General features: G+C 66.7%; 37 protein-coding genes. All 37 read right to left on the minus strand.

Going from position 1 to position 25583, the window contains the following annotated elements:
- Window positions 1-182: 182 nt before the first annotated feature.
- Window positions 183-686: a 30S ribosomal protein S9 gene (rpsI, locus tag HMPREF2833_RS04680; protein ID WP_019309627.1), complete on the minus strand. Its 504-nt coding sequence runs from the start codon at window positions 684-686 to the stop codon at window positions 183-185.
- A gap of 32 nt (window positions 687-718) precedes the next feature.
- Window positions 719-1162, minus strand: coding sequence for a 50S ribosomal protein L13 (gene rplM, locus HMPREF2833_RS04685; protein ID WP_019309628.1), 444 nt, complete (start codon window positions 1160-1162; stop codon window positions 719-721).
- Window positions 1163-1435: 273 nt separating this feature from the next.
- Complete coding sequence (locus tag HMPREF2833_RS04690) at window positions 1436-2389, minus strand: tRNA pseudouridine synthase A (RefSeq protein WP_019309629.1); 954 nt, start codon at window positions 2387-2389, stop codon at window positions 1436-1438.
- A gap of 93 nt (window positions 2390-2482) precedes the next feature.
- Complete coding sequence (gene rplQ, locus HMPREF2833_RS04695) at window positions 2483-3247, minus strand: 50S ribosomal protein L17, sunset domain variant (protein WP_019309630.1); 765 nt, start codon at window positions 3245-3247, stop codon at window positions 2483-2485.
- Window positions 3248-3318: 71 nt separating this feature from the next.
- A complete protein-coding gene (locus HMPREF2833_RS04700; protein WP_019309631.1) occupies window positions 3319-4338 on the minus strand; it encodes a DNA-directed RNA polymerase subunit alpha in 1020 nt (339 codons plus the stop codon).
- 147 nt (window positions 4339-4485) lie between these two features.
- Complete coding sequence (gene rpsK, locus HMPREF2833_RS04705) at window positions 4486-4890, minus strand: 30S ribosomal protein S11 (protein WP_012397714.1); 405 nt, start codon at window positions 4888-4890, stop codon at window positions 4486-4488.
- 58 nt (window positions 4891-4948) lie between these two features.
- Window positions 4949-5317, minus strand: a complete 369-nt coding sequence (gene rpsM, locus HMPREF2833_RS04710; protein WP_012397713.1) for a 30S ribosomal protein S13 — start codon at window positions 5315-5317, stop codon at window positions 4949-4951.
- 158 nt (window positions 5318-5475) lie between these two features.
- Window positions 5476-5589, minus strand: a complete 114-nt coding sequence (gene rpmJ / locus HMPREF2833_RS04715) for a 50S ribosomal protein L36 (protein ID WP_012397712.1) — start codon at window positions 5587-5589, stop codon at window positions 5476-5478.
- Between the two features lie 85 nt (window positions 5590-5674).
- Entirely contained in the window at window positions 5675-5896 is a 222-nt protein-coding gene (infA, locus tag HMPREF2833_RS04720; protein WP_012397711.1) for a translation initiation factor IF-1, read from the minus strand.
- A 211-nt stretch (window positions 5897-6107) separates the two neighbouring features.
- Window positions 6108-7256: a dual-specificity RNA methyltransferase RlmN gene (rlmN, locus tag HMPREF2833_RS04725; protein WP_019309632.1), complete on the minus strand. Its 1149-nt coding sequence runs from the start codon at window positions 7254-7256 to the stop codon at window positions 6108-6110.
- Between the two features lie 48 nt (window positions 7257-7304).
- Window positions 7305-8138: a type I methionyl aminopeptidase gene (gene map / locus HMPREF2833_RS04730; protein ID WP_019309633.1), complete on the minus strand. Its 834-nt coding sequence runs from the start codon at window positions 8136-8138 to the stop codon at window positions 7305-7307.
- A gap of 181 nt (window positions 8139-8319) precedes the next feature.
- The gene (locus HMPREF2833_RS04735) at window positions 8320-8886 is read right to left on the minus strand and encodes an adenylate kinase (RefSeq protein ID WP_019309634.1); all 567 of its coding nucleotides are present in this window, start codon (window positions 8884-8886) and stop codon (window positions 8320-8322) included.
- A gap of 81 nt (window positions 8887-8967) precedes the next feature.
- Complete coding sequence (gene secY, locus HMPREF2833_RS04740) at window positions 8968-10281, minus strand: preprotein translocase subunit SecY (protein ID WP_019309635.1); 1314 nt, start codon at window positions 10279-10281, stop codon at window positions 8968-8970.
- Window positions 10282-10470: 189 nt separating this feature from the next.
- Window positions 10471-10938: a 50S ribosomal protein L15 gene (rplO, locus tag HMPREF2833_RS04745; RefSeq protein WP_019309636.1), complete on the minus strand. Its 468-nt coding sequence runs from the start codon at window positions 10936-10938 to the stop codon at window positions 10471-10473.
- A gap of 2 nt (window positions 10939-10940) precedes the next feature.
- Window positions 10941-11147, minus strand: coding sequence for a 50S ribosomal protein L30 (gene rpmD / locus HMPREF2833_RS04750; RefSeq protein ID WP_012397705.1), 207 nt, complete (start codon window positions 11145-11147; stop codon window positions 10941-10943).
- Window positions 11147-11872 carry a 30S ribosomal protein S5 gene (rpsE, locus tag HMPREF2833_RS04755; RefSeq protein ID WP_019309637.1) on the minus strand — a complete coding sequence of 242 codons (726 nt, stop codon included), beginning with the start codon at window positions 11870-11872 and terminating at the stop codon, window positions 11147-11149. The genes rpmD and rpsE overlap by 1 nt, the downstream gene beginning before the upstream one ends.
- The gene (gene rplR, locus HMPREF2833_RS04760) at window positions 11869-12240 is read right to left on the minus strand and encodes a 50S ribosomal protein L18 (protein WP_012397703.1); all 372 of its coding nucleotides are present in this window, start codon (window positions 12238-12240) and stop codon (window positions 11869-11871) included. Before rplR ends, rpsE begins: the two co-directional genes overlap by 4 nt.
- Before the next feature lie 2 nt (window positions 12241-12242).
- On the minus strand, window positions 12243-12779 hold the full coding sequence (gene rplF / locus HMPREF2833_RS04765; protein ID WP_019309638.1) for a 50S ribosomal protein L6: 537 nt from the start codon (window positions 12777-12779) through the stop codon (window positions 12243-12245).
- A 31-nt stretch (window positions 12780-12810) separates the two neighbouring features.
- On the minus strand, window positions 12811-13209 hold the full coding sequence (gene rpsH, locus HMPREF2833_RS04770) for a 30S ribosomal protein S8 (protein ID WP_019309639.1): 399 nt from the start codon (window positions 13207-13209) through the stop codon (window positions 12811-12813).
- 74 nt (window positions 13210-13283) lie between these two features.
- Window positions 13284-13853 (minus strand): 50S ribosomal protein L5, encoded by a 570-nt coding sequence (gene rplE / locus HMPREF2833_RS04775; RefSeq protein WP_019309640.1) that lies wholly within the window; start codon window positions 13851-13853, stop codon window positions 13284-13286.
- Window positions 13853-14191 (minus strand): 50S ribosomal protein L24, encoded by a 339-nt coding sequence (rplX, locus tag HMPREF2833_RS04780; RefSeq protein ID WP_019309641.1) that lies wholly within the window; start codon window positions 14189-14191, stop codon window positions 13853-13855. The genes rplE and rplX overlap by 1 nt, the downstream gene beginning before the upstream one ends.
- Window position 14192: 1 nt before the next feature.
- The gene (gene rplN, locus HMPREF2833_RS04785; protein WP_012397698.1) at window positions 14193-14561 is read right to left on the minus strand and encodes a 50S ribosomal protein L14; all 369 of its coding nucleotides are present in this window, start codon (window positions 14559-14561) and stop codon (window positions 14193-14195) included.
- Window positions 14562-15061: 500 nt separating this feature from the next.
- Window positions 15062-15349, minus strand: a complete 288-nt coding sequence (rpsQ, locus tag HMPREF2833_RS04790) for a 30S ribosomal protein S17 (protein ID WP_019309642.1) — start codon at window positions 15347-15349, stop codon at window positions 15062-15064.
- Entirely contained in the window at window positions 15346-15642 is a 297-nt protein-coding gene (rpmC, locus tag HMPREF2833_RS04795; protein WP_019309643.1) for a 50S ribosomal protein L29, read from the minus strand. The genes rpsQ and rpmC overlap by 4 nt, the downstream gene beginning before the upstream one ends.
- 3 nt (window positions 15643-15645) lie before the next feature.
- Window positions 15646-16062, minus strand: coding sequence for a 50S ribosomal protein L16 (gene rplP, locus HMPREF2833_RS04800; RefSeq protein ID WP_019309644.1), 417 nt, complete (start codon window positions 16060-16062; stop codon window positions 15646-15648).
- Window positions 16062-16895 carry a 30S ribosomal protein S3 gene (gene rpsC, locus HMPREF2833_RS04805; RefSeq protein WP_012397694.1) on the minus strand — a complete coding sequence of 278 codons (834 nt, stop codon included), beginning with the start codon at window positions 16893-16895 and terminating at the stop codon, window positions 16062-16064. Before rpsC ends, rplP begins: the two co-directional genes overlap by 1 nt.
- Entirely contained in the window at window positions 16896-17261 is a 366-nt protein-coding gene (gene rplV, locus HMPREF2833_RS04810; protein WP_012397693.1) for a 50S ribosomal protein L22, read from the minus strand.
- Between the two features lie 52 nt (window positions 17262-17313).
- A complete protein-coding gene (gene rpsS / locus HMPREF2833_RS04815; protein WP_019309646.1) occupies window positions 17314-17595 on the minus strand; it encodes a 30S ribosomal protein S19 in 282 nt (93 codons plus the stop codon).
- Between the two features lie 12 nt (window positions 17596-17607).
- Window positions 17608-18447, minus strand: coding sequence for a 50S ribosomal protein L2 (gene rplB, locus HMPREF2833_RS04820; RefSeq protein WP_019309647.1), 840 nt, complete (start codon window positions 18445-18447; stop codon window positions 17608-17610).
- Window positions 18448-18478: 31 nt separating this feature from the next.
- On the minus strand, window positions 18479-18784 hold the full coding sequence (gene rplW / locus HMPREF2833_RS04825) for a 50S ribosomal protein L23 (protein WP_019309648.1): 306 nt from the start codon (window positions 18782-18784) through the stop codon (window positions 18479-18481).
- On the minus strand, window positions 18781-19404 hold the full coding sequence (gene rplD, locus HMPREF2833_RS04830) for a 50S ribosomal protein L4 (protein WP_070636806.1): 624 nt from the start codon (window positions 19402-19404) through the stop codon (window positions 18781-18783). The genes rplW and rplD overlap by 4 nt, the downstream gene beginning before the upstream one ends.
- Before the next feature lie 5 nt (window positions 19405-19409).
- Window positions 19410-20066 carry a 50S ribosomal protein L3 gene (gene rplC, locus HMPREF2833_RS04835; RefSeq protein WP_019309650.1) on the minus strand — a complete coding sequence of 219 codons (657 nt, stop codon included), beginning with the start codon at window positions 20064-20066 and terminating at the stop codon, window positions 19410-19412.
- A 16-nt stretch (window positions 20067-20082) separates the two neighbouring features.
- A complete protein-coding gene (gene rpsJ / locus HMPREF2833_RS04840; protein ID WP_003803825.1) occupies window positions 20083-20391 on the minus strand; it encodes a 30S ribosomal protein S10 in 309 nt (102 codons plus the stop codon).
- Window positions 20392-21068: 677 nt separating this feature from the next.
- Complete coding sequence (gene tuf / locus HMPREF2833_RS04845) at window positions 21069-22259, minus strand: elongation factor Tu (RefSeq protein WP_019309651.1); 1191 nt, start codon at window positions 22257-22259, stop codon at window positions 21069-21071.
- Between the two features lie 157 nt (window positions 22260-22416).
- Window positions 22417-24531, minus strand: coding sequence for an elongation factor G (fusA, locus tag HMPREF2833_RS04850; RefSeq protein WP_019309652.1), 2115 nt, complete (start codon window positions 24529-24531; stop codon window positions 22417-22419).
- Window positions 24532-24612: 81 nt separating this feature from the next.
- Window positions 24613-25083 (minus strand): 30S ribosomal protein S7, encoded by a 471-nt coding sequence (gene rpsG, locus HMPREF2833_RS04855; RefSeq protein WP_012397685.1) that lies wholly within the window; start codon window positions 25081-25083, stop codon window positions 24613-24615.
- Window positions 25083-25457 (minus strand): 30S ribosomal protein S12, encoded by a 375-nt coding sequence (gene rpsL / locus HMPREF2833_RS04860; protein ID WP_012397684.1) that lies wholly within the window; start codon window positions 25455-25457, stop codon window positions 25083-25085. The genes rpsG and rpsL overlap by 1 nt, the downstream gene beginning before the upstream one ends.
- Window positions 25458-25583: the final 126 nt, after the last annotated feature.

Here is a 25583-nt window from a genome sequence, read left to right on the forward strand (position 1 = left end):
CCCGGGCCTCGGCCGAAACCGAGGAACGGGACCCCGCGAGACGAAACCCGGCCGAGGCCTGGACGGCCTCGCACAGCGCGAGGGGAGCCAAGCGCAAAACGACGCAGGGCCCCGGGCCTCGGCCGAAACCGAGGAACGGGACCCTGCGAGACGGAACCCGGCCGAGGCCTGGGTGGCGTCGTTTAGCGCTTGGAGTACTGCGGAGCCTTGCGCGCCTTCTTGAGGCCGGCCTTCTTGCGCTCGATGACGCGGGCGTCACGGGTCAGGAAGCCTGCCTTCTTGAGGGCGGGACGGTTGTGCTCGGCGTCGATCTCGTTGAGCGCGCGAGCCACGCCCAGGCGCAGTGCACCGGCCTGGCCGGAGGGGCCGCCGCCGGAGATGCGGGCGATGACGTCGTAGCCGCCCTGCAGCTCGAGGAGGGTGAACGGATCGTTCACCTCCTGCTGGTGCAGCTTGTTGGGGAAGTACTCCTCCAGGCTGCGGCCGTTGACGGTCCACTTGCCGGAGCCGGGGATGAGGCGCACGCGGGCAACGGCCTGCTTGCGGCGGCCCACGGCCTGGCCGGGAACGGTCAGGGCGGGGCGCTCCGACATGGCGGCGCCACCGGCCACGGACTCGGTGGACTCGGAGGTGTAGCTGGTCAGCTCCACGTCCTCGGTGATCTGCTCTTCAGTGTTCTGAGCCACGATTCTCCTTATGTGTTCTTCGTTGGCCCGAATTACTGGGCGACCTGCGTGAATTCGTAGGGCTTGGGCTGCTGCGCCTGGTGCGGGTGCTCGGCACCGGCGTAGACCTTGAGCTTGGACAGCTGCTGGGCTGCCAGCTTGTTCTTGGGCAGCATCCCCTTGACGGCCTTCTCCACGGCGCGCGTGGGGTTCTTCTCGAGCAGCTCGGCGTAGCTGGTGGACTTGAGTCCGCCCGGGTAGCCGGAGTGGCGGTAGGCGCGCTTCTTCTGGAGCTTGGAGCCGGTGAGGGCCACCTTCTCCGCGTTGATGATGATGACGAAATCGCCGGTGTCCACGTGGGGAGCGAAGGTCGGCTTGTGCTTCCCGCGCAGCAGTGTTGCGGTCTGGCTGGCAAGACGACCCAGGACGACGTCGGTGGCGTCGATGACGTGCCACTGACGCTGGACGTCACCGGGCTTCGGAGTGTACGTACGCACGTTGATCTGCCTTCGTTTGTCTGGTGAAGACACGATTACTCGTGTCAATCGGTTCTGCTGTGCTTCGGGGCCCGGGTGAGATCCGGGCGGCATCCGTGCGTCCGCAACCCGGTGCACCGCACGGCCCTGCGCTCTGCAACATGAGCGACCGCTGCGGGTACACGTGAACCGGGGCAGAACACGCACAACAGCGTTCGATGATACCGGATCCCCGCTCCGCCCGCCACTCACGGCCAGGACTGCCCCGGGGAGCACCCGTGCGCTCCCCGGCCGTCAGTCGTCGTCTCGCCGGGCTCGGGTCACGCGCGCACGCTCGGCGAGTTCCTGCGCGTCGGGATAGTGCACCGCGTCCAGGACCAGGCCGTGGGCCGGGGCCATCGCCACGGCGGCGTCCCGGACCCGTGCCTCGAGCCGCTGAGCGGGCCACGGGGCGTCGTGCCGCCCCTGCCCCACGCGCACCACCGCGCCCACGATCGAGCGCACCATGTGGTGGCAGAAGGCATCGGCGGTGAGCGCCGCCGTGATCATGCCGTCCGCCCCGCGCGTGACGGACGCCCGCTGCAGCTCGCGCACCGTGGTCGCACCCTCGCGAGGCTTGCAGAAGCTCAGGAAGTCGTGCAGACCCAGGAGGTCTCGCACCGCCCGGTCCATGGCGGCCACGTCGAGCCTCTCGTCCACCCACCAGGAGTACGTGCGCGCCAGCGGGTCGTGGCCCGTCACGGCATCGGCCACGCGGTAGAGGTAGCCGCGGGACAGCGCCGAGAAGCGCGCGTCGAAGCCCACCTCGGCCACGGACACGTCCCGCACCACCACGGCGCCCACGGCGGGCGCCCATCCCTCCGCGGCCCGATCCTTGCCGAGCACCCTGTTCAGCGCCCCGTTCAGCCGCCGCGTCAGCTCCGGCACGGGCGCGCCCGCCCCCGTCTCCCCGTCACCATGCTGCGTGGGCACGCCGCCGCGCACGACGTCGCGTGACATGCCACGCCGCCTGCTCTGCTGCTGCCAGCGCTGCCGGGGCACATCCACGTGCACGGTCTGGTGCCGGGCGTGCACCCCCGTGTCCGTGCGTCCGGCCACCACGGTGGGACACGCCTCGCGGAAGATGAGGGAGAGCGCGTCCTCCAGGGCCGCCTGGACGCTCGGCAGACCCGGTTGCCGCGCCCACCCCTTGAACGGCGCACCGTCGTACGCCAGGTCGATCCGCAGTCTGATCTGCTCCTGCCCCACAGGTCTCCCTCTCGTTCTCGGAGACGACGACGCCGCCGCAGGCAACCTGCGGCGGCGTCGTCTCCGGTGTCCGTTCGACCGAAGAACCCGAGACTACTCGGAGATCTTCTGCGCGGCGGCGCCGCCCGCGGGCTGGAAGCCGGCGGCCTCGGCGTTGGCCGGAGAGTCGAACCAGATCTCCGCGGTGGTGCCGGAGTACCAGCGCGAACCGGGCACGTGGTACTTCATGGAGTTGCGGTTGCCCTTGACCGAGAAGCCCTCGGGGGCCTCACCGGACTCGAGCGGAGCGTGCGAACCCGGGAACTCGGCCTCCGAGTTCTCGGCGGCGACCTCAGCGGCCTCCTCCGAGCCCACGGCAGGAGCCTGCTCGTCGGCCGGGATCTCCTTCTCCTGGACGTCCGCGGTGGTGGAACCGGCGGGGGTGTCCACGGGAGCGGCGGGAGCCGGGGCAGCCTTGGCCGTGGCGCGCTCGGCCTCGGACACGGTCGCCTTGGAGGCCACGGGCTCCATCACGAGCTCGATGACGGCCATGGGGGCGTTGTCGCCCTTGCGGTTGCCGATCTTGGTGATGCGGGTGTAGCCGCCTTCGCGACCCTCCATGGCCGGCGCGATGCTGGTGAACAGCTCGTGCACCACGGACTTGTCGGTCAGCTGACGCATGACCCGACGGCGGGAGGCCAGGTCACCGCGCTTGGCGAAGGTGATGAGCCGCTCCGCCACCGGACGCAGGCGCTTGGCCTTGGTCACGGTGGTGGTGATCCGCTTGTGCTCGAACAGCTGCTGGGACATGTTCGAGAGGATCATGCGCTCGTGGGTCGGCCCGGCGCCGAGACGGGGTCCCTTGGTAGGGGTAGGCATAGTAGATCTCCTGGTGATCGGTCCCGCGCGGGCAACTCATCGCCCGCGGGGCACGGAAAGTGGTGTGGGCGTCAGTCGAGATCGACGTCGAACGGGTTGTTGTTGTCGTCCTCGTCCTCGAGCGACGCCGCGTGGGCGGCGAGGTCGTAGCCCGGAGGGGAGTCCTTGAGGGCCAGACCGAGCTCGCCGAGCTTGTCCTTGACCTCGTCGATGGACTTGGCACCGAAGTTGCGGATGTCCATCAGATCGGCCTCGGAACGACCCACGAGCTCACCCACGCTGTGGATGCCCTCGCGCTTGAGGCAGTTGTAGGACCGGACCGACAGCTCGAGGTCCTCGATGGGCAGCGCCATGTCCGCGGCGGCGGCCGCGTCCGTGGGCGAAGGACCGATCTCGATGCCTTCCGCCGCGGAGTTCAGCTCGCGGGCCAGCCCGAACAGCTCCACCAGCGTGGTGCCGGCCGAAGCCACCGCGTCGCGCGGAGAGATGGCCTCCTTGGTCTCCACGTCGAGGATGAGCTTGTCGAAGTCGGTGCGCTGCTCCACACGGGTGGCCTCCACGCGGAAGGTCACCTTGAGCACGGGAGAGTAGATCGAGTCCACGGGGATCCGACCGACCTCCGCGTCACCGGACTTGTTCTGGGACGCCGAGACGTAGCCGCGGCCGCGCTCGATGGTCAGCTCGATCTCGAGCTGGCCCTTCGAGTTAAGGGTCGCGATGTGCAGCTCGGGGTTGTGCACCTCGACACCGGCCGGAGCCGAGATGTCAGCCGCGGTGACCTCGCCCGGGCCCTGCTTGCGCAGCCACGCGGTGACGGGCTCGTCCTCCTCGGAGGACAGCGAGAGCTTCTTGATGTTCAGGATGAGCTCGGTGACGTCCTCCTTGACGCCCTCCACGGTGGAGAACTCGTGCAGCACGCCGTCGATGCGGATGCTGGTCACGGAGGCCCCGGGGATGGAGGACAGGAGCGTGCGGCGCAGGGAGTTGCCGAGGGTGTACCCGAAACCCGGCTCGAGGGGTTCGATCACGAACCGGGAGCGGTTCTCGGCCACAGCCTCTTCCGTGAGGGTGGGGCGCTGTGCGATGAGCACTGATGTTTCCTTTCAGCGTGCCTCCGCCATATGACGCACGCAGGTGGTGGAAAACAAAATGGGTGGATGCCGCGGTGAGCAGGCGAGGTCACCGCGTCGATGCGTGGTCACCGGGCTCCTGGGAGCCCGGTGACCACGCGACACGAGTCAGACGCGGCGGCGCTTGGGGGGACGGCAGCCGTTGTGCGCGGACGGGGTCACGTCCTGGATGGAGCCGACCTCCAGCCCGGTGGCCTGCAGAGCGCGGATCGCGGTCTCGCGCCCCGAGCCCGGTCCCTTGACGAACACATCCACCTTGCGCATGCCGTGCTCCTGGGCGCCCTTGGCCGCGGCCTCGGCGGCCTGCTGCGCGGCGAACGGAGTGGACTTGCGCGAGCCCTTGAAGCCCATGCCGCCGGCCGAGGCCCACGACAGGACCGCACCCGAGGGGTCGGTAATGGACACGATGGTGTTGTTGAACGTGGACTTGATGTGAGCCTGACCTTGGGTCACATTCTTGTTCACCTTGCGACGCGGCTTGCGAGCGGCCGTCGCGCGAGTTTTCTGGGCCATGGATTCTCCTACAAAGATCTTCGACGTCGGTCAGCCGCCCACTGGACGGCGGCCGCGATTACTTCTTCTTACCGGCGACCGTGCGCTTGGGACCCTTGCGGGTGCGCGCGTTGGTCTTGGTGCGCTGGCCGTGGACGGGCAGACCCCGACGGTGACGCAGGCCCTGGTAGCTGCCGATCTCGACCTTGCGGCGGATGTCGGCGGCCACCTCACGGCGAAGATCGCCTTCGACCTTGTAGTTGCCTTCGATGTAGTCACGCAGCTCCACGAGCTGCGGATCGGTGAGATCCTTGACGCGCACGTCCCCGGAGATGCCCGTGGCTTCCAGAGTTTCGAGTGCGCGGGTGCGGCCCACGCCGTAGATGTAGGTCAGCGCAACTTCCAGCCGCTTTTCACGGGGAAGATCAACGCCTGCGAGACGAGCCATAGTGGCGGTTCTCCTTGATGTTCCGGAGGTCTTGAACACCGCGTCCCGATCGTGCTGCGACCGGTCTCCGGCCTCCGTGCCGGGGGTTGCCGCGCCCTGGGGCGGCGGCTGCGGTGTCCGTTCTTGTCAATCCACTTGCGTGGGCGGGAGCGTTCCCGTCAGCCCTGGCGCTGCTTGTGCCGGGGGTTCTCGCAGATCACCATGACCCGCCCGTTGCGGCGGATCACCTTGCACTTGTCGCAGATCTGCTTGACGCTCGGTTGGACCTTCATCGCATTCCTTCGCGTACTCGTAATGGCGTGTGCACTCCGACCCCTGCCGTGCGGACGCTGTCTGCGCGAGCACGGGGCCTGGATGCTACTTGTAGCGGTAGACGATCCGGCCTCGGGAGAGGTCGTAGGGGCTGAGCTCCACCACCACGCGGTCCTCGGGGAGGATCCGGATGTAGTGCTGGCGCATCTTGCCAGAGATGTGGGCGAGCACCTTGTGCCCGTTGGTCAGCTCCACACGGAACGACGCATTGGGCAGTGCCTCGACCACAGTGCCTTCGATCTCGATGACTCCGTCTTTCTTGGCCATATCCTCCGCTAACTTCTCGAGGGGTCCGGGTGTCTATCCGGACGGCGGTGCCCGCTTCCAGCTGCCCAGACGAACAACCCCGCGCCACACGTGGCAACGAGGGGGTGGGTTCCGGGCATGACTCGATCTGCGAGCACAAACAACCAACCGACGACACTACCCGGTTCTGCGTGTTGGCGCAAGCGACGGCGGGGTGGTTCCGCAGCGACCGTCAGACCTCCGTGGCCAGCTGCCCGCACGCGCCGTCGATGTCCGACCCGCGGGTGTCGCGCACCGTGGTGGGGATCCCGTGGGCGCGCAGGCGCTCCACGAAGTTCTGCTCCACGCCCGGACGGGACGCCGTCCACTTGGAGCCCGGTGTGGGGTTGAGCGGGATGGGGTTGACGTGCACCCAGCCGCCGCCGCGCTTGTTGAGCTTCTCCCCCAGCAGGTCCGCGCGCCAGCCCTGGTCGTTGATGTCCCGGATCAGGGCGTACTCGATGGACACGCGCCGGCCCGTGGCGTCGTAGTAGTCCCGGGCGGCGTCGAGGGCCTCGTCCACCTTCCAGCGTGTGTTGATCGGAATGAGCTCGTCACGCAGCTCGTCGTCCGGGGCGTGCAGGGAGAGCGCGAGCGTGATGGGCAGCTTCTCGAGCGTGAACTTCCGGATCCCGGGAACCAGCCCCACCGTGGACATGGTGAGACCGCGCGCCGAGATGCCCAGCCCGTCCGGTGAGGGGTCGATGATGCGGTGGACCGCCCCCATGGTGGCCTTGTAGTTGGCCAGGGCCTCCCCCATGCCCATGAACACGATGTTCGACACCCGTTGCGGCGCTTCTTCGGGGTCTCCCACGGCGCCGTCCCGCAGCGCTCGAACACCTTGGACCACCTGGTCCACGATCTCCGCGGCGGAGAGGTTGCGGGTGAGGCCGGACTGGCCCGTGGCGCAGAACGGACAGTTCATGCCGCAGCCCGCCTGGGAGGAGATGCACATGGTGACCCGCTTGTCGTAGCGCATCAGCACGGACTCGACCATGGCGTTGTCGTACAGGCGGTGGACGGACTTGACCGTCATTCCCTCGTCCGCACGCAGCTGCCGCACGGTCCGCAGCAGCGGGGGCATGGCCTTGGCCACCAGATCCTCGCGCTGGTCCGCCGGCAGGTCCGTCATGGCCTCGGGGTCCGCCTCGAACCTCTCGAAGTAGTGCTTGGACAGCTGGGACGCCCGGAAGGCGGGGTAGCCCGCGTCCTTCAGGAACGCCTTGCGCCCGGCCATGTCGAAGTCCGCTATGTGCAGCGGGGGCTTGCCTCGACGGGCGGGCTTGAACACGAGCTGGCCGGCTTCCGGCCGCGGGGTGATCTCAACGGGTTGCGTGGTCATTGCTGTCCTCTCCCTGCGAGTGTCCCAGGGTCGTGGTGGTTGCCGGTCTCAGGTGCCGGGGATGGGCACCGGGTGGACTCCCAGTGGTGCGAGCTCCGCCGCTCCGCCGTCCTCGGCGGTCAGCACCCAGAGCCCCTGGCTGTGCAGGCACACGCTGTGCTCCCACTGGCTCGCGCGGGAACCGTCCACCGTGACCACGGTCCAGTCGTCGTCGAGCACGCGGGTCTCGATGTCCCCGCGCACGAGCATCGGCTCGATCGCCAGTGCCATCCCGGTGGTCAGGCGTGGCCCCCGGTGCTTGATCGCGAAGTTCGGGACGTCCGGCGCCATGTGCATCTCCGTGCCGATGCCGTGGCCCACGTAGTCCTCGAGGATGCCCAGCCGGGCCCCCACCGCCGCCCGCACGTGGTTCTCCACGGCGAGGCCGATGTCCCCCACGTGCGTACCCGTGGCCATCGCGGCGATGCCCCGCCACATGGCGGCCCGGGTCACGTCGGAGAGCTGCTGGTCCGCGGGATCGTGCGTGGTGCCCACCAGGACCGTGCGGGCGGAGTCACCGTGCCAGCCCCCGACCACGGCGCCGCCGTCGATCGAGACGATGTCCCCGTCCCGCAGCACCCGCTCCCCCGGGATCCCGTGGACCACCTCGTCGTTCACGGAGGTGCACACAGTAGCGGGATACCCGTGGTAGCCGAGGAAGTTGGAGCTCGCCCCGTGCTCGTCCAGGACGGCACGGAACGCCGTGTCCAGGTCCGCGGTGGTGGCCCCGGGCACGGCGGCCGCCACGGCGGCGTCGAGCGCCAGGGACGTCACCACGCCCGCGCGTGACATGGCCGCCAGCTCGGCGTCGGACTTCAACTGGATCCTGCGGCGTCCGAACACAGTGCTCGGCTCCTCCCGTGTGTTGTCAATGGCCCCGACCCCGAGGCCCGGTGCGGTGGGCGGACGGGCCCCCGAACCGGTGCTCGCGCACCGCCTCGGGGGCCCGGTCATGGTGAATATTTTTTGTGGACTGCGCGGCGGCGCCGGTCCGGTGAGCGGCACTCGACGCCGCACCGCCGTGTCAGCGGGGCAGCGCCGCCATGATGCGCTCGGTGACCTCGTCGATGCTGCCCAGGCCGTCCACACGGACCACGATGCCGCGGTCCTCGTAGACGCCCACCACGGGAGCGGTCTGCTCGTCGTAGACGTCCAGCCGGTGCCGGATGACGTCCTCGGTGTCGTCGGTGCGCCCCTGCTCCTGGGCCCGGCCCAGCAGACGGGACACGAGCTCGTCGTTGTCCGCCGTGAGCAGGAGCACCACGTCCAGGGACACCTGGCTCGTCTCGAGGATCCTGTCCAGTTCCTCGACCTGTGCCGTGTTGCGGGGGTAGCCGTCCAGCAGGAACCCCGCTGCGGTGTCCGGCTGGGACAGCCGGTCCCGCACCATGTCGTTGGTCACGGAGTCCGGCACCAGGTTGCCCGCGTCCGTGTAGCGCTGCGCCTCACGGCCCAGCTCCGTCTGGTCCTTGATGTTCGCACGGAAGATGTCCCCGGTGGAGATGGCGGGAACGCCCAGCCGCTCGCAGATCCGGGCGGCCTGCGTGCCCTTGCCTGCACCGGGCGGTCCGATGATCAACATGCGGGTCATGCTCTCTCCTTGCGTCGTCGTGAACGTGGACTCCAGTCTAACGGCCCGCCAACACGCGGCCCCGGTCTGATGGCGACCGGCTCAGGTGCGCAGGAGACCCTCGTAGTGGCGCTGCTGCAGCTGCGCGTCGATCTGCTTGACGGTGTCCAGGCCCACGCCCACCACGATCAGCAGGGAGGGTCCGCCGAACGGGAAGTTCTGGTTGGCGTCGAACAGCACCAGGGCGATCAGCGGGATCATGGACAGGACGCCCAGGTACAGCGCGCCGGGAAGCGTGATGCGCGTGAGCACGTAGCGCAGGTAGTTCTCCGTGGGGCGACCGGCACGGATGCCGGGGATGAACCCGCCGTAGCGCTTCATGTTGTTGGAGACCTCCTCCGGGTTGAACGTGATGGACACGTAGAAGTACGTGAACGCCACGATCAGCAGGAAGTAGGTGACCATGTAGACCGGGTGCTCGCCACCGGCCAGGTACGTGTTGATCCAGTCCACCCACCCGGGAGCGGGGCTGCCGTCGTCCGGCATGGCGAACTGCGCGAGCATCGTGGGCAGCGTGAGCATGGACGACGCGAAGATGATGGGGATCACGCCGGCCATGTTGACCTTGAGCGGAATGTAGGTGCTGGTGCCTCCGATCGTCCGCCGGCCCACCATGCGCTTGGCGTACTGCACGGGGATCCGCCGCTGCGACTGCTCCACGAAGACCACGCACGTGATCACCACGAGGCCGATCGCGCAGACGCCCAGGAACACTCCCCAGCCGCGGGACTTGAGGATGTCCCCGAGAGCCGCCGGGAACGTGGCCGCGATGGAGGTGAAGATCAGCAGCGACATGCCGTTGCCCACGCCGCGGTCCGTGATGCGCTCCCCCAGCCACATGATCACGGTGGTGCCGGCCGTCATGGTGATGATCATGATGATGATGACCATGATGGAGTCGTCGGGGATCACCGGGAGGGGGCAGTTGCCCAGCAGGCTTCCGGAGCGGGCCAGGGACACCACCGTGGTGGCGTTCAGCGCGGCCAGGCCGATCGTGAGGTAGCGCGTGTACTGGGTCAGCTTGGTCTGCCCCTGCGCGCCCTCGTCGTGGAGCTCCTGGAAGCGCGGGATCACCACGCGCAGCAGCTGCACGATGATGCTAGCCGTGATGTAGGGCATCACGCCCAGGGCGAAGATCGACAGCTGCAGCAGCGCACCTCCGCTGAACAGGTTGACCAGGTCGTACGCTCCGCCCGTGGTGTTTCCCATGGCGAGACACTGCTGCACGTTGCCGTAGTCCACGCCCGGGGCGGGGATGAAGGTCCCCAACCGGTAGATCACGATGATCGCGAGCGTGAACAGCAGCTTGTTGCGCAGCTCCGGCGTGGTGAACGCCCGCGCGAAAGCACTGAGCACTGGTCCTCCTCCAAAACGTGGTGGCCCGGTGGGTTCCGACCCCGGGCAAGTCTAGCGAAGGATGTGCCGCGGCCCTCCCGGCCCACGTGCGCACATCCCGGCAAAAACAGCGGGCCCCGTGCCGGTGATCCGGCACGGGGCCCGCTTCCAGTTCAGGGATTCACCCTACAACCGAATGCTGGAAACTTCTCACGCGTTCTGCGTGGAACCGCCAGCCGCGGCGATCTTCTCGGCCGCGGAGGCCGAGAACTTGTCTGCGGTGATGTTCAAGGCCACGGAGATCTCCCCGCTGCCCAGCACCTTCACCGGCTGGTTCTTGCGCACTGCACCCTTGGACACGAGGTCCGCGACGGTGACGGTGCCACCCTCGGGGAACAGCTCCGCGAGACGGTCCAGGTTCACGACCTGGTACTCCACGCGGAACGGGTTCTTGAACCCGCGCAGCTTCGGCAGGCGCATGTGCAGCGGCAGCTGCCCGCCCGCGAAACCGGCCTTGACCTGGTAGCGCGCCTTGGTGCCCTTGGTACCGCGGCCCGCCGTCTTGCCCTTGGAGGCCTCACCGCGGCCAAGACGGGTCTTGGCCTGGTGCGATCCGGGAGCCGGACGCAGGTGGTGAACCTTCAGAGCGTGGCGCTTGTTCTGGGTGTTCTCAGCCATGCTCAAGCCTCCTCAACCTCTACGAGATGGGTCACCGTGTTGATCATGCCCACGGTGGCCGCATCGGCCTTGCGCTCCACGACCTGGCCGGGGCGCTTGAGACCCAGCGAACGCAGCGTGTCGCGCATGTTCTGCTTCTGACCGACCACGGAGCGGACCTGCTTCACGCGCAGGGTCGCGCCGGTGGCCTGAATGCGCTTTCCGTTCATCAGGCACCTGCCTTCTGGATGTCACGCAGCAACGGCGCCGGGACGACCTCGTCCATGGGCAGGCCACGGCGGGCCGCCACGGACGCGGGCTCCTCGAGCTCACGCAGCGCCTGGATGGTCGCGTGCACGATGTTGATCTGGTTGGAGGAACCGAGGGACTTGGAGAGCACGTCGTGGATGCCCGCGCACTCCAGGACCGCACGCACCGGACCACCGGCGATCACGCCGGTACCCGGGGTGGCCGGGCGCAGCATGACGACGCCGGCCGCGGCCTCACCCTGCACACGGTGCGGGATGGTGCGGTCCTCCACGCGGGGAACCCGGAAGAAATTCTTCTTGGCCTCCTCGACACCCTTGGAGATGGCCGCGGGAACTTCCTTGGCCTTGCCGTAGCCCACGCCGACCATGCCGTTGCCGTCGCCGACGACCACGAGAGCGGTGAAGCTGAAGCGACGACCGCCCTTCACGACCTTGGAGACGCGGTTGATGGTCACGACGCGCTCGAGGAACTTGTCCTTCTCCTCGTCACGGCCGCCGCGGCCACCACGGCCACCACGGTCGTTGCGGGAGCCGCGCTCGTTGCGCCCACCGCGGTCGTTGCGACCGCCGCGGCCACCGCGGTTCTCGTCGGAACCACGCTGCGAGGCGTTCGCCTCAGCCGTCTCGTTGGAACCGTTGGTGGCTTCGCTCACCTGAGTTTCCTTCTCGTTCTTCTGCTCGCTCACAGCGCCAGACCTCCTTCACGGGCACCCTCGGCCACCGCGGCCACACGGCCGTGGTACTTGTTGCCGCCGCGGTCGAACACGACGGTCTCGATCCCCGCAGCCTTGGCGCGCTCGGCGATCAGCTCACCGATGCGCTTGGCCTTGGCGGTCTTGTCGTCGGACGACGCACGCAGGTCGTTCTCCATGGTGGACGCGGAGACCAGGGTGAAGCCCTTGTCGTCGTCGATCACCTGGGCGACCATGTGGCGGGTGGAACGCGTGACCACCAGACGGGGGCGCAGCGCGGTTCCGGCGATGTGCTTGCGGACGCGGCGGTGACGCCGTGCGCGCTGAGCAGCCTTCGACTTTCCCTTGATTACGAGAGCCATGATTACTTACCAGCCTTTCCGGCCTTGCGGCGGATCTGCTCGCCCGCGTAGCGGACGCCCTTGCCCTTGTAGGGATCGGGCAGACGCAGGGAGCGGATCTTCGCGGCGACCTGGCCAACCTGCTGCTTGTCGATACCGGAAACGGTGACCTTGTTGTTCCCCTCGACGGACAGCGTGATGCCGTCCGGCGCGTTGAAGGGAACCGGGTGGCTGTAGCCCAGAGCGAACTCCAGGTTGGCCCCCTTGGCCTGCACGCGGTAACCCGTGCCCACGATCTCCAGCTGCTTGGTGTACCCCTCGGACACACCCTGGATCATGTTGGCGATCAGGGAACGCGTGAGGCCGTGCAAGGAGCGGGACTCGCGCTCGTCGTTGGGACGGGACACCTGCACGGTGCCGTCCTCGACGACCACCGTGATGGGTGCCGCGACGGTGTGGGTCAGCGTGCCCTTGGGGCCCTTGACCGACACTGCGGAACCGTCCACGGAAACCTCCACACCGGCGGGCACAGAGATCGGGAGACGTCCAATACGTGACATGTCTTCTTCCTTTCTTCTTCTGTGCTACCGGTTACCAGATGTACGCGAGGACTTCCCCGCCCACGCCCTTCTTGCCGGCCTGCTTGTCAGTGAGCAGCCCGGAGGACGTGGAGAGGATCGCGATGCCGAGGCCACCGAACACCTTGGGGAGGTTGGTGGACTTCGCGTACACGCGAAGGCCCGGCTTGGAGATGCGGCGAACACCGGCGATGGAGCGCTCACGGTTGGAGCCGTACTTCAGCGACATGGTCAGGGTCTTGCCGACCCGGGCCGGCTCCTCGGACCAGTCCGCGATGTAGCCCTCCGCCTTCAGGATCTCCGCGATGCGGGCCTTCAGCTTGGAGTACGGCATGCTCACGGTGTCGTGGTAGGCGGAGTTCGCGTTGCGCAGACGCGTCAGCATGTCTGCGACGGGATCTGTCATTGTCATGTGGGCTTCAGCCCTTCCTCGTCACGGTTTCCCTGCCGGTTGCAGCCCGCAGGGACCTTTTGACGTCGATGGAATCAGTTGGTCTTGAACGGGAAGCCGAGCGCCTTGAGCAGGGCACGGCCTTCGTCGTCGGTCTTGGCGGTGGTGACCACGGTGATGTCCATGCCGCGCACACGATCGATCTTGTCCTGGTCGATCTCGTGGAACATGGACTGCTCGGTGAGGCCGAACGTGTAGTTGCCGTTGCCGTCGAAGTGACGGTCGGACAGACCACGGAAGTCACGGATGCGGGGCAGCGCCAGGGTGACCAGACGGTCCAGGAACTCCCACATGCGGTCGCCGCGCATGGTGACGTGCGCGCCGATCGGCATGCCCTCACGCAGCTTGAACTGCGCGATGGACTTCTTGGCTCGGTTGATCACGGGCTTCTGGCCGGTGATGGCGGTGAGGTCCTTGATGGCGTTGTCCACCAGCTTGGAGTCCTTGGCCGCTTCGCCCAGACCCATGTTGACCACGACCTTGACCACGCGCGGCATCTCCATGACGTTCGCGTAGCCGAACTGCTCCTGCAGAGCCGGAGCAACGGTCTCCTGGTACTTGGTCTTGAACCGGGGGGTGAACTTGGTTTCGGTCGTTTCGCTCATCACAGATCCTTGCCGGTGCTCTTGGACACGCGAACGCGGACGGTCTTCTGCTTGCCGTCGCGCTCCACGGTCTCGGTGCGGTAGCCCACACGGGTCGGCTTGCCGGTCTCCGGGTCCACGAGCATCACGTTGGAGATGTGGATCGGAGCCTCGGACTTGACGAGGCCGCCGGCTTCGCCCTGGGCGTTGGCGCGCTTGTGCTTGGTCACGACGTTCACGCCTTCGACCACCACGCGGGAGGTCTCGGTGATCACGCGCAGGACCTTGCCCTGCTCGCCCTTGTTCTTGCCGGTGATGACCTGCACGAGGTCGCCGGTCTTGATCTTGAATTTAGCCATGTCAGAGCACCTCCGGAGCCAGCGAGACGATCTTCATGAACTTCTTGTCGCGCAGCTCACGGCCCACCGGGCCGAAGATGCGCGTGCCGCGGGGGTCCCCGTCGTTCTTCAAGATCACTGCGGCGTTCTCGTCGAAACGGATGTAGGAACCGTCGGGACGGCGCCTCTGCTTCTTAGTACGGACCACAACCGCCTTGACCACGTCGCCCTTCTTGACGTTGCCGCCGGGGATGGCGTCCTTGACGGTGGCGACGATGACGTCACCAATGCCTGCGTAACGGCGTCCGGATCCACCGAGCACACGGATGGTGAGAATTTCCTTCGCACCCGTGTTGTCGGCAACCCGCAGCCGCGATTCCTGCTGAATCACTGAATACTCCTGTCGTCGCGCCGGTTCTCATCCAAACCTGCTGAATGTCGAGCCTTGCGGAACGGTGGTCGTGTGAACGCTTCACGCCACGGTCTCCCCCGAGGCCGTAGGAGGGGCCCGGGGCGCTGCGCAAAGTTTGCACGCTGTGATCTCGCACGTGTGGACGAGGGAAATCGTCCTGCTGCCCTGCCCGGATTCATGACTGAGCGCAGAATCAACGGGCAAGTTCTCGCAGCGTGCCCACCGAGCGGGTGGGTCGCCTTCCGCGGCGAACCGCGGGACTTGCCGCCGACCCGTGGACGTGCCGCGTGGGCACGAGGTCGGCTGTGGATTCTGGCTCAGCAGGGTCGAAGCCAGAGGGCACACGTGTGTCGACACGCGTACCGGCCTACTCTACCGCGTCGGGACGTCGATCTCCAATCGCCCGGGCGCAGACACGCAGCAGGCCCCCGCCCGGAACACCGGACGGGGGCCTGCCATCGAGACCCGGCGGGAAAGCCCTACTTGGCCTTCTCGATGATCTCCACGATCCGCCAGTTCTTGTTGGCGGACAGCGGACGCGTCTCGACGATGCGCACGAGGTCGCCGACGCCGCAGGAGTTCTGCTCGTCGTGCGCCTTCACACGCTTGGACTTGCGCAGCACCTTGCCGTAGAGCGCGTGCTTGACGCGGTCCTCGACCTGGACCACCACGGTCTTGTCCATCTTGTCGGAGACCACGTAGCCCTGGCGGGACTTGCGGTCACCGCGCTCGGCCGTAGCCGTCTCGTTGTTGACCTGCTCGCTCACTTGGCATCATCCTCAGACTTGGCAGCCTTCTTCGAGGCCTTTTTCTCGGTCTTCGCTGCGGCCGGCGCCACGTCCTCGCGGATACCGAGCTCGCGCTCACGCAGCACGGTGTAGATCCGCGCGATGTCGCGCTTGACGGACTTCAGACGCGAGTTGCTCTCGAGCTGACCGGTTGCAGCCTGGAAGCGCAGGTTGAACAGCTCTTCCTTGGACTTGCGCAGCTGGTCGGTGAGGGCACCGGTGTCAAGAGCCGCGAGGTTGTCCATGTTCAGATCCTTGGATCCAATAGCCATTGATCATTCACCGCCTTCGCGACGCACGATGCGTGCCTTCATCGGGAGCTTGTGGATTGCCAGACGCAGCGCCTCACGCGCCACCTCTTCGCTCACGCCCGAGATCTCGAACATGACGCGTCCGGGCTTGACGTTGGCGACCCACCACTCGGGGGAACCCTTACCGGAACCCATGCGGGTCTCGGCGGGCTTCTTGGTCAGGGGACGGTCCGGGTAGATGTTGATCCAGACCTTGCCGCCACGCTTGATGTGACGGGTCATGGCGATACGCGCGGCCTCGATCTGACGGTTCGTGACGTACGCCGGGCTCATCGCCTGGATGCCCCACTCGCCGAACGTGACCTGGGTTCCGCCCTTGGCCTGTCCCCGCCGACGCGGGTGGTGCTGCTTGCGGAACTTCACACGACGTGGGATAAGCATTACTTACCACCCTCTGCGTTGTTGGCCTCCGCAGCGCTGTTCTGCTGGGGGGCTGCGGCGGAGTCGCGCTCACGGCGCCCGCCACGGTCGTTACGGTCATTCGGACGACGACGCCGCTCGCCACCGCCGCCGCCGCGACGGTCGTTGCGACCGCGCGAGGACGGAGCAGCCGCCTGCTGGGCAGCCAGTTCCTTGTCGGTCAGGTCGCCCTTGTAGATCCAGACCTTCACGCCGATGCGGCCGAAGGTGGTCTTCGCCTCGAAGAAGCCGTAGTCGATGTTCGCGCGCAGGGTGTGCAGGGGCACACGGCCTTCGCGGTAGAACTCCGAGCGGGACATCTCCGCACCGCCCAGACGGCCGGCGCACTGGATCCGGATGCCCTTGGCACCAGCGCGCTGCGCGGACTGGATGGCCTTCTTCATGGCGCGGCGGAACGCGACACGGGAGGCCAGCTGCTCGGCAACACCCTGGGCGACGAGCTGCGCGTCGATCTCCGGGTTCTTCACCTCGAGGATGTTGAGCTGGATCTGCTTGCCGGTGAGCTTCTCGAGCTCGCCGCGGATGCGGTCCGCCTCGGCGCCGCGGCGGCCGATCACGATGCCCGGACGTGCCGTGTGGATGTCCACGCGGACGCGGTCACGGGTGCGCTCGATCTCGACCTTGGAGATGCCGGCGCGGTCCATGCCCTTGGACATGAGCTCGCGGATCTTGACGTCCTCGCGGATGTAGTCCTTGTAGCGCTGACCCGGCTGGTTGGAGTCGGCGTACCAGTGCGAGACGTGGTCGGTGGTGATGCCCAGACGGAATCCGTTGGGGTTGATTTTCTGTCCCACTTAGCGGACCTCCTCCTTCTCCGGGGTCGCCACGACCACGGTCACGTGGCTCGTGCGCTTGTTGATGCGGAACGCACGGCCCTGGGCACGCGGCTGGAACCGCTTCATGGTGGGTCCCTCGTCCACGAAGGCCGCGGAGACCACGAGGTCTTCCGGCTTGAACGCGAGTCCCTCGCGGTCGGCCTTCTGCCGGGCGTTCGCCACGGCGGATTCGAGAACCTTGAACACCGGCTCGGAAGCTGCCTGGGGGGCAAACTTCAGAATCGCCAATGCCTCATTCGCCTGCTGGCCACGAATCAGGTTGACGACGCGCCGGGCCTTCATAGGCGTCACGCGGATGTAGCGCGCAGATGCCTTGGCTTCCATTGCTTTCCTTCTCTCGTCTTGTCGAAGAAGTGCAGCGTGCTGACCCCTGGGGTCAGCGACGCTTGCCCTTCTTGTCGTCCTTCACATGGCCGCGGAACGTGCGGGTGGGAGCGAACTCGCCGAGCTTGTGCCCGACCATCGACTCCGTGACGAACACGGGAACGTGCTTGCGCCCGTCGTGCACGGCAATGGTGTGGCCGAGCATGTCGGGGATGATCATGGAACGGCGGGACCACGTCTTGATGACGTTCTTGGTGCCCTTCTCGTTCTCCTTGGCGACCTTCACGAAGAGGTGCTGATCAACGAAAGGGCCCTTTTTGAGACTGCGTGGCATTGTTCAGGCTCCTTAGCGCTTGTTCTTGCCGGTACGACGACGACGCACGATGAGCTTGTCGCTTTCCTTGTTGGGGCGACGGGTGCGTCCCTCGGGCTTGCCGTTGGGGTTGACCGGGTGACGACCACCGGAGGTCTTGCCCTCGCCACCACCGTGGGGGTGGTCCACCGGGTTCATGACCACACCGCGGACAGTCGGGCGGATGCCCTTCCAGCGGTTGCGGCCGGCCTTGCCCCAGTTGATGTTCGACTGCTCGGCGTTGCCGACCTCGCCGATGGTCGCGCGGCAGCGCACGTCCACGTTGCGGATCTCGCCGGAGGGCAGGCGCAGCTGGCCGTACTTGCCCTCACGGGCGACCAGCTGGACCGATGCGCCGGCGGAGCGGGCGAGCTTGGCTCCCCCACCCGGACGCAGCTCCACGGCGTGCAGGACGGTACCCACGGGGATGTTGCGCAGCGGCAGGTTGTTGCCGGGCTTGATGTCCGCGGTGGGGCCGGACTCCACGACGTCACCCTGCTTGAGGCGGTTCGGCGCGATGATGTAGCGCTTGGTGCCGTCCACGTAGTGCAGCAGGGCGATGCGAGCCGTGCGGTTCGGGTCGTACTCGATGTGCGCGACCTTGGCGTCCACGCCGTCCTTGTCGTGACGACGGAAGTCGATCACGCGGTACTGGCGCTTGTGGCCACCACCCTTGTGGCGGGTGGTGATGCGGCCCGTGTTGTTGCGACCGCCCTTCTTGGGCAGCGGACGCACCAGGGACTTCTCGGGCGTGGTGCGCGTGATTTCTACGAAGTCCGCAACTGACGAGCCACGACGGCCCGGGGTTGTCGGCTTGTGCTTACGGATAGCCATGTTTTGAGTTCCTCGTTAAAGTGGTCTCCGCTCAGGAGAGCGGACCGCCGAAGATGTCGATGGAGCCTTCCCGAAGGGACACGACGGCACGCTTGGTGGCCTTTCGCTGTCCCCAGCCGAAGCGAGTGCGCTTGCGCTTGCCGGGACGGTTGAGGGTGTTGATGGACGCAACCTTCACACCGAAGATCTGCTCGATTGCGTACTTGATCTCGGTCTTGTTGGCCGAGGGGTCCACCTGGAAGGTGTACTTGCCCTCGTCGATCAGACCGTAGGACTTCTCGGAGACCACGGGACGGATGATGACGTCGCGCGGGTCCTTGTTGTAGATGGCGCTCACTTGGCGTCCTCCTGCTTGCTACCGGACGCGGCTGCCACGAACGACTCGTAGGCGGCCTTGGTGAAGACCACGTCGTCCGAGACGAGCACGTCGTACGTGTTGAGCTGATCGGCGTACACGGCGTGCACGTTGACCAGGTTGCGCACGGACAGCGCGGCGGTGTCCTCGCCGCGGCCCAGCACGACCAGCAGGTTCTTGCGCTCGGAGATCGAGCGCAGCGCCTGCTTGGCGGCCTTCGTGGACGGCTCGGCCCCGCTCACCAGATCCGCAACCACGTGGATGCGGCCGTTGCGGGCCCGGTCAGAGAGGGCTCCGCGCAGGGCGGCGACCTTCATCTTCTTGGGGGTGCGCTGGGAGTAGTCACGCGGCGTCGGACCGTGGACCACGCCACCACCGGTCATGTGCGGGGCGCGGATGGAGCCCTGACGGGCGCGGCCAGTGCCCTTCTGCTTGAACGGCTTGCGGCCGGCGCCGGAGACCTCGGCGCGGGTCTTGGTCTTGTGCGTGCCCTGACGCGCGGCGGCCAGCTGGGCGACGACGACCTGGTGCAGCAGCGCCACATTGGTCTGCGCGTCGAAGATCTCAGCGGGCAGCTCGACGTTGACGGTTTCAGTTGCCATGGATATCAAGCTCCCTTCACGGTGGAACGGACGAGGACGACCGATCCCTTGGGGCCCGGCAGGGCGCCCTTGATGAGCAGCAGGGAGTTCTCGGCGTCAACCGCGTGCACGGTCAGGTTCATGGTGGTGTGACGGGCGTTGCCCATCCGACCGGCCATGCGCATGCCCTTGAACACGCGTGCGGGGTACGACGCGCCGCCGATGGAGCCCGGCTTGCGGTGGTTCTTGTGCGCACCGTGGGAGGCGCCGACGCCGGAGAAGCCGTGACGCTTCATCACACCGGCCGTGCCCTTGCCCTTGGTGGTGCCGACCACGTCGACCTTGGCGCCGGCCTCGAAGAGCTCGACGGACAGTTCCTGTCCCAGCTCGTACTCGGCGGCGTCGGAAGTACGGAGTTCGACGACGTGGCGACGGGGCGTCACGCCTGCAGCGGCGAAGTGACCGGCCAGCGGCTTGGTCACCTTGCGGGGATCGATCGCACCGAAGCCGATCTGCACGGCGTTGTAGCCGTCCTTGTCCTCGTTGCGCAGCTGCGTCACGACGTTGGAGTCGGCCTTGACCACGGTCACCGGCACGAACTTCCCGTTCTCGTCCCAGACCTGGGTCATGCCGAGCTTCGTGCCCAGCAGGCCCTTCACCTGGCGTTCGAAAGTGGTAGTCATTGGGGTGCGATCCTTTTTACAGCTTGATTTCGATGTTCACGTCAGCGGGCAGGTCGAGACGCATGAGCGAGTCGACAGCCTTGGGCGTGGGGTCGATGATGTCGATCAGCCGCTTGTGCGTGCGCATCTCGAAGTGCTCGCGGCTGTCCTTGTACTTGTGCGGCGACCGGATGACGCAGTACACATTCTTCTCGGTGGGCAGCGGGACGGGTCCCACCACCGTGGCGCCTGCGCGCGTCACCGTCTCAACGATCTTCCGGGCCGAGACGTCGATGACCTCGTGGTCATAGGACTTCAGCCGGATGCGGATTTTCTGTCCCGCCATGGCGTCGTGACTCTCTTTCTTCAAGTACTTCCCTGTATGGAGCCCAGGGCTCCTTGTGTTCGGCGGCCTCTGCCACCACCCCGCACAGACTGAATCCGGACGATTCCGGGTTCCTCACCCTGCCGGGGCTCCGGCACCCGAACTCGGGCGTGTCGCGGTGGACGACGCTACCGAACTCGCACAATGACATGGTGCCGGTGATGAGTGGTTGTCCGCGGCGCGGCCGCGCGGTGCTGCGTGCGTCACGAGTGCTTCGGCTACACAACTGCATTGCACCCGGTTCCTGCGACGTACGAGGCGTTGGTGCCGCCGCGCGTGAAGCACGCGCCGCTGAGCGAACAACAGCGACCATTCTGCCAGAGAGAACAGCAGCGGCGCAACCTGGGAGACCGCACCTGGGACGCTCGCCCGGGCCGAACGACGTCGCCCCGCCCGACTCGGGAACGCGAGGTCAGGTGGCCGCCGCCGGTAGTCCCAGGTGTCATGCACCGGGGCGCACCGCTGCGACAGCGATCGCCGGCCGCCGGCGGCGTCGACCCGCGGCACCGGGTCACCGGGGAACCTGGGGACGTGAAAACCTCGGCGTAGCTCGCGGGTACGACGAAGCCCCGTGGTTCCGGGGAACCACGGGGCTTCGCAAGGGATTAGTTCAGAACCTCTCCCCGATCATCATATGATCACTTGATGATCTTGGTCACACGACCCGAGCCAACGGTGCGGCCACCCTCGCGGATGGCGAAGCCGAGGCCGTCCTCCATGGCGATCGGCTGGATCAGCTCGACCGTCATCTCGGTGTTATCGCCGGGCATGACCATCTCGGTGCCCTCGGGCAGCGTGATGACGCCGGTGACGTCGGTGGTGCGGAAGTAGAACTGCGGACGGTAGTTCGAGTAGAACGGGTTGTGACGCCCGCCCTCTTCCTTGGACAGGATGTAGACGTTGGCCTCGAAGTCGGTGTGCGGGGTGATGGAACCCGGCTTGCACACGACCTGGCCGCGCTCGACGTCATCACGCTTGAGACCGCGCAGCAGCAGGCCGCAGTTCTCGCCCGCCATGGCCTCGTCCATCTGCTTGTGGAACATCTCGATGCCGGTGACCGTGGTCTTCTGCACGGGGCGGATGCCCACGATCTCGACCTCGGAGTTGATCGGCAGGGTGCCGCGCTCGGCGCGGCCCGTCACCACGGTGCCACGACCGGTGATGGTGAAGACGTCCTCGATGGGCATGAGGAAGGGCTTGTCGGTGTCACGGATGGGATCCGGCACGTTCTCGTCCACGGCCTCCATGAGGTCCTCGACGGACTTGACCCACTGGGCGTCGCCCTCGAGGGCCTTCAGAGCGGAGACGCGCACCACGGGGGCGTTGTCACCGTCGAAGCCCTGGTCCGACAGCAGCTCGCGAACCTCCATCTCGACGAGGTCGAGCAGCTCTTCGTCGTCCACCATATCGGACTTGTTCAGCGCAACCAGCAGGTAGGGCACGCCCACCTGGCGGGCGAGCAGCACGTGCTCGCGGGTCTGCGCCATGGGGCCGTCGGTGGCGGCGACCACGAGGATCGCGCCGTCCATCTGAGCCGCACCGGTGATCATGTTCTTCACGTAGTCGGCGTGACCCGGGGCGTCCACGTGGGCGTAGTGACGCTTGTCGGTCTGGTACTCGATGTGCGCGATGTTGATCGTGATGCCGCGCTGCTTCTCCTCCGGGGCGGAGTCGATGGCACCGAAGTCGCGCTGCTCGTTGACGTCCGGGTACTTGTCAGCCAGGACCTTGGAGATTGCAGCGGTGAGCGTGGTCTTGCCGTGGTCAACGTGGCCAATGGTGCCAATGTTGAGGTGCGGCTTGGTGCGCTCGAACTTGGCCTTCGCCATGATGTGTTCCTCCTAGAACATTGAGGTGAGACTTGCTCGACTGCTCCGGGCACCGGAGCATGTGACCACAGCGCATCGGCGCTGAGCGTGTCGAAACCTGTGCAAGTCTACTTCTGGATTACGAATTTACTGAAATCTCGGGGCGAACCCCGATGGCTCACTCGCCGCGGTTCTTCTGGATGATCTCCTCGGCCACGGCCTTGGGAACCTCTGAGTAGCTGTCGAACTGCATCGAGTACACGGCGCGACCCTGCGTCTTGGAACGCAGGTCGCCGATGTAGCCGAACATCTCGGACAGCGGCACCAGAGCCTGCACGAGCTTGACACCCGTGACGTCCTCCATGGACTGGATCTGGCCACGGCGGGAGTTCAGGTCGCCGATGACGTCACCCATGTACTCCTCGGGCGTGCGGACCTCGACGGCCATGAGCGGCTCGAGCAGCACCGGGTTGGCACGGCGCGCACCCTCCTTGAACACCATGGAGCCGGCGATCTTGAACGCCATCTCGGAGGAGTCGACGTCGTGGTAGGCGCCGTCGACCAGCGTGGCCTTGACGCCCACGACCGGGTAGCCGGCGAGGATGCCGAGCTGCATGGCGTCCTGGATGCCGTGGTCCACGGAGGGGATGTACTCGCGCGGCACGCGACCACCGGTCACGGCGTTGTCGAACTCGTACAGCTCCTCGGCGTCCAGGGGCAACGGCTCGAAGGAGACCTGCACCTTGGCGAACTGGCCGGAGCCACCCGTCTGCTTCTTGTGGGTGTAGTCGACCTTCTCGACAGCCTTCTTGATGGTCTCGCGGTAGGCCACCTGGGGCTTGCCCACGTTGGCCTCCACGCGGAACTCGCGCTTCATGCGGTCCACCAGGATGTCCAGGTGCAGCTCGCCCATGCCGCCGATCTCGGTCTGGCCGGTCTCGTCGTTGAGGGACACCGTGAAGGTGGGGTCCTCGGCGGAGAGCTTCTGGATGGCGGTGGAGAGCTTCTCCTGGTCGCCCTTGGTCTTGGGCTCGATGGCCACGAAGATCACGGGCTTGGGGAAGCTCATGGACTCCAGCACGATCGGGCTGGACGAGTCGCACAGGGTGTCACCCGTGGTGGTGTCCTTCAGACCGATGGCCGCGTAGATGTGACCGGCGGAGATCTCCTCCACCGGGTTCTCCTTGTTGGAGTGCATCTGGAAGAGCTTGCCGATGCGCTCGCGCTTGCCCTTGGTGGAGTTCAGGACCTGCTCGCCGGCCTTGGCCTTGCCGGAGTACACGCGGATGTACGTGAGCTGGCCGTAGAACGGGTGCGACGCGACCTTGAACGCCAGCGCGGCGAACGGGCCGTTGGCGTCTGCGGTGCGGGTGAGCACCTCTTCCTCGTCGTTCACAGCGTGACCCTGCACGTCCTCCACGTCGAGCGGGGAGGGCAGGTAGTCCACCACGGCGTCGAGCATGGGCTGCACGCCGCGGTTCTTGAACGCGGAGCCGCACAGAACGGGGTACGCGGCGGAGGAGATGGTGAGCTTGCGGATGCCGAGCTTGATCTCGTCCTCCGTCAGCTCCTCGCCGCCGAGGTACTTCTCCATGAGGTCGTCGTCGGCCTCGGCCACGGCCTCGACCAGCTGGTTGCGGTACTCTGCGGCGCGGTCCTGGAGGTCCTCGGGGATCTCACGGGTCTCGTACTTGGCACCCAGGGAGACGTCACCCTTGGAGTCGCCCTCCCAGACCAGGGCCTTCATGGTGATGAGGTCGACCACGCCCACGAAGTCGTTCTCCGCGCCGATCGGCAGCTGCAGCACGAGCGGGGTGGCACCCAGACGGGACTTGATGGTGTCCACGGTGAAGTAGAAGTCGGCGCCCAGCTTGTCCATCTTGTTGACGAAGCAGATGCGGGGCACTTCGTACTTGTCGGCCTGGCGCCACACGGTCTCGGACTGGGGCTCCACGCCCTCCTTGCCGTCGAAGACCGCCACGGCGCCGTCGAGCACGCGCAGGGAGCGCTCGACCTCGACCGTGAAGTCCACGTGACCCGGGGTGTCGATGATGTTGATCTGGTAGTCGTGCCAGTAGCACGACGTCGCGGCGGAGGTGATGGTGATGCCGCGTTCCTGCTCCTGGGCCATCCAGTCCATCGTGGAGGCACCGTCGTGCGTCTCGCCGAGCTTGTGGTTGATGCCCGTGTAGAACAGGATGCGTTCGGTGGTCGTGGTCTTACCGGCATCGATGTGAGCCATGATGCCGATATTGCGGACCTTGTTGAGGTCGGTAAGCACGTCGAGTGCCACGATGGTTCCCTTCGTAAAAGGTGGTGCCGGGCCCTGGAAGTCGGCCCCGCGGATCCGCGGGGCCGACAGGACTACCGAATTTTACCAGCGGTAGTGGGCGAAGGCCTTGTTGGACTCGGCCATCTTGTGGGTGTCCTCGCGGCGCTTGACAGCGGCACCGAGGCCGTTGGAGGCATCGAGGATCTCGTTCTGCAGGCGCTCGGTCATGGTGTTCTCACGACGGGCCTTGGAGTAGCCCACGAGCCAGCGCAGGGAGAGCGCCTGGGCGCGACCGGCCTTGACCTCGACGGGCACCTGGTAGGTGGCGCCGCCGACGCGACGGGAGCGGACCTCGAGGGCCGGCTTCACGTTCTCCAGGGCCTTCTTCAGGGTGGCCACCGGATCGGAGTTGGTCTTGTTGCGCACACCTTCGAGGGCACCGTAGACGATGCGCTCGGCGGTGGACTTCTTGCCGTCCTGCAGGACCTTGTTGATCAGCTGCGTGACCACGGGCGAGCCGTAGACGGGATCGACGACGAGGGGGCGCTTGGGAGCGGGACCTTTACGAGGCATTACTTCTTCTCCTTCTTGGCGCCGTAGCGGGAGCGGGCCTGCTGGCGACCCTTGACACCCTGGGTGTCGAGCGCGCCGCGCACGATCTTGTAGCGGACACCGGGGAGGTCCTTCACACGACCGCCGCGCACGAGCACGATGGAGTGCTCCTGCAGGTTGTGGCCCTCGCCGGGGATGTAGGCGGTGACTTCCACGCCGCCGTTGAGCTTGACACGGGCCACCTTGCGCAGCGCCGAGTTCGGCTTCTTGGGGGTGGTGGTGAACACGCGGGTGCAGACGCCGCGCTTCATGGGGTTCCCCTTGAGCGCGGGAGCCTTGGTCTTCACGACCTTGGAGTGCCGGCCCTTGCGGACCAGTTGCTGGATAGTTGGCACAGTGCCTCCTGTTGGAGCGGAGTCCGGTGGTTGCCGGGCCCGCCGGTGACGGAACATTGATCCCGGGGTGCTCGCGGGCAGGTTCCGCGCCGCGGATCCTCCCCTGAGCATGACGAAAGATGGCAT

Origin of the sequence: Kocuria sp. HMSC066H03 (assembly GCF_001812045.1) — a bacterium.
Lineage (GTDB): Bacteria > Actinomycetota > Actinomycetes > Actinomycetales > Micrococcaceae > Kocuria > Kocuria rhizophila.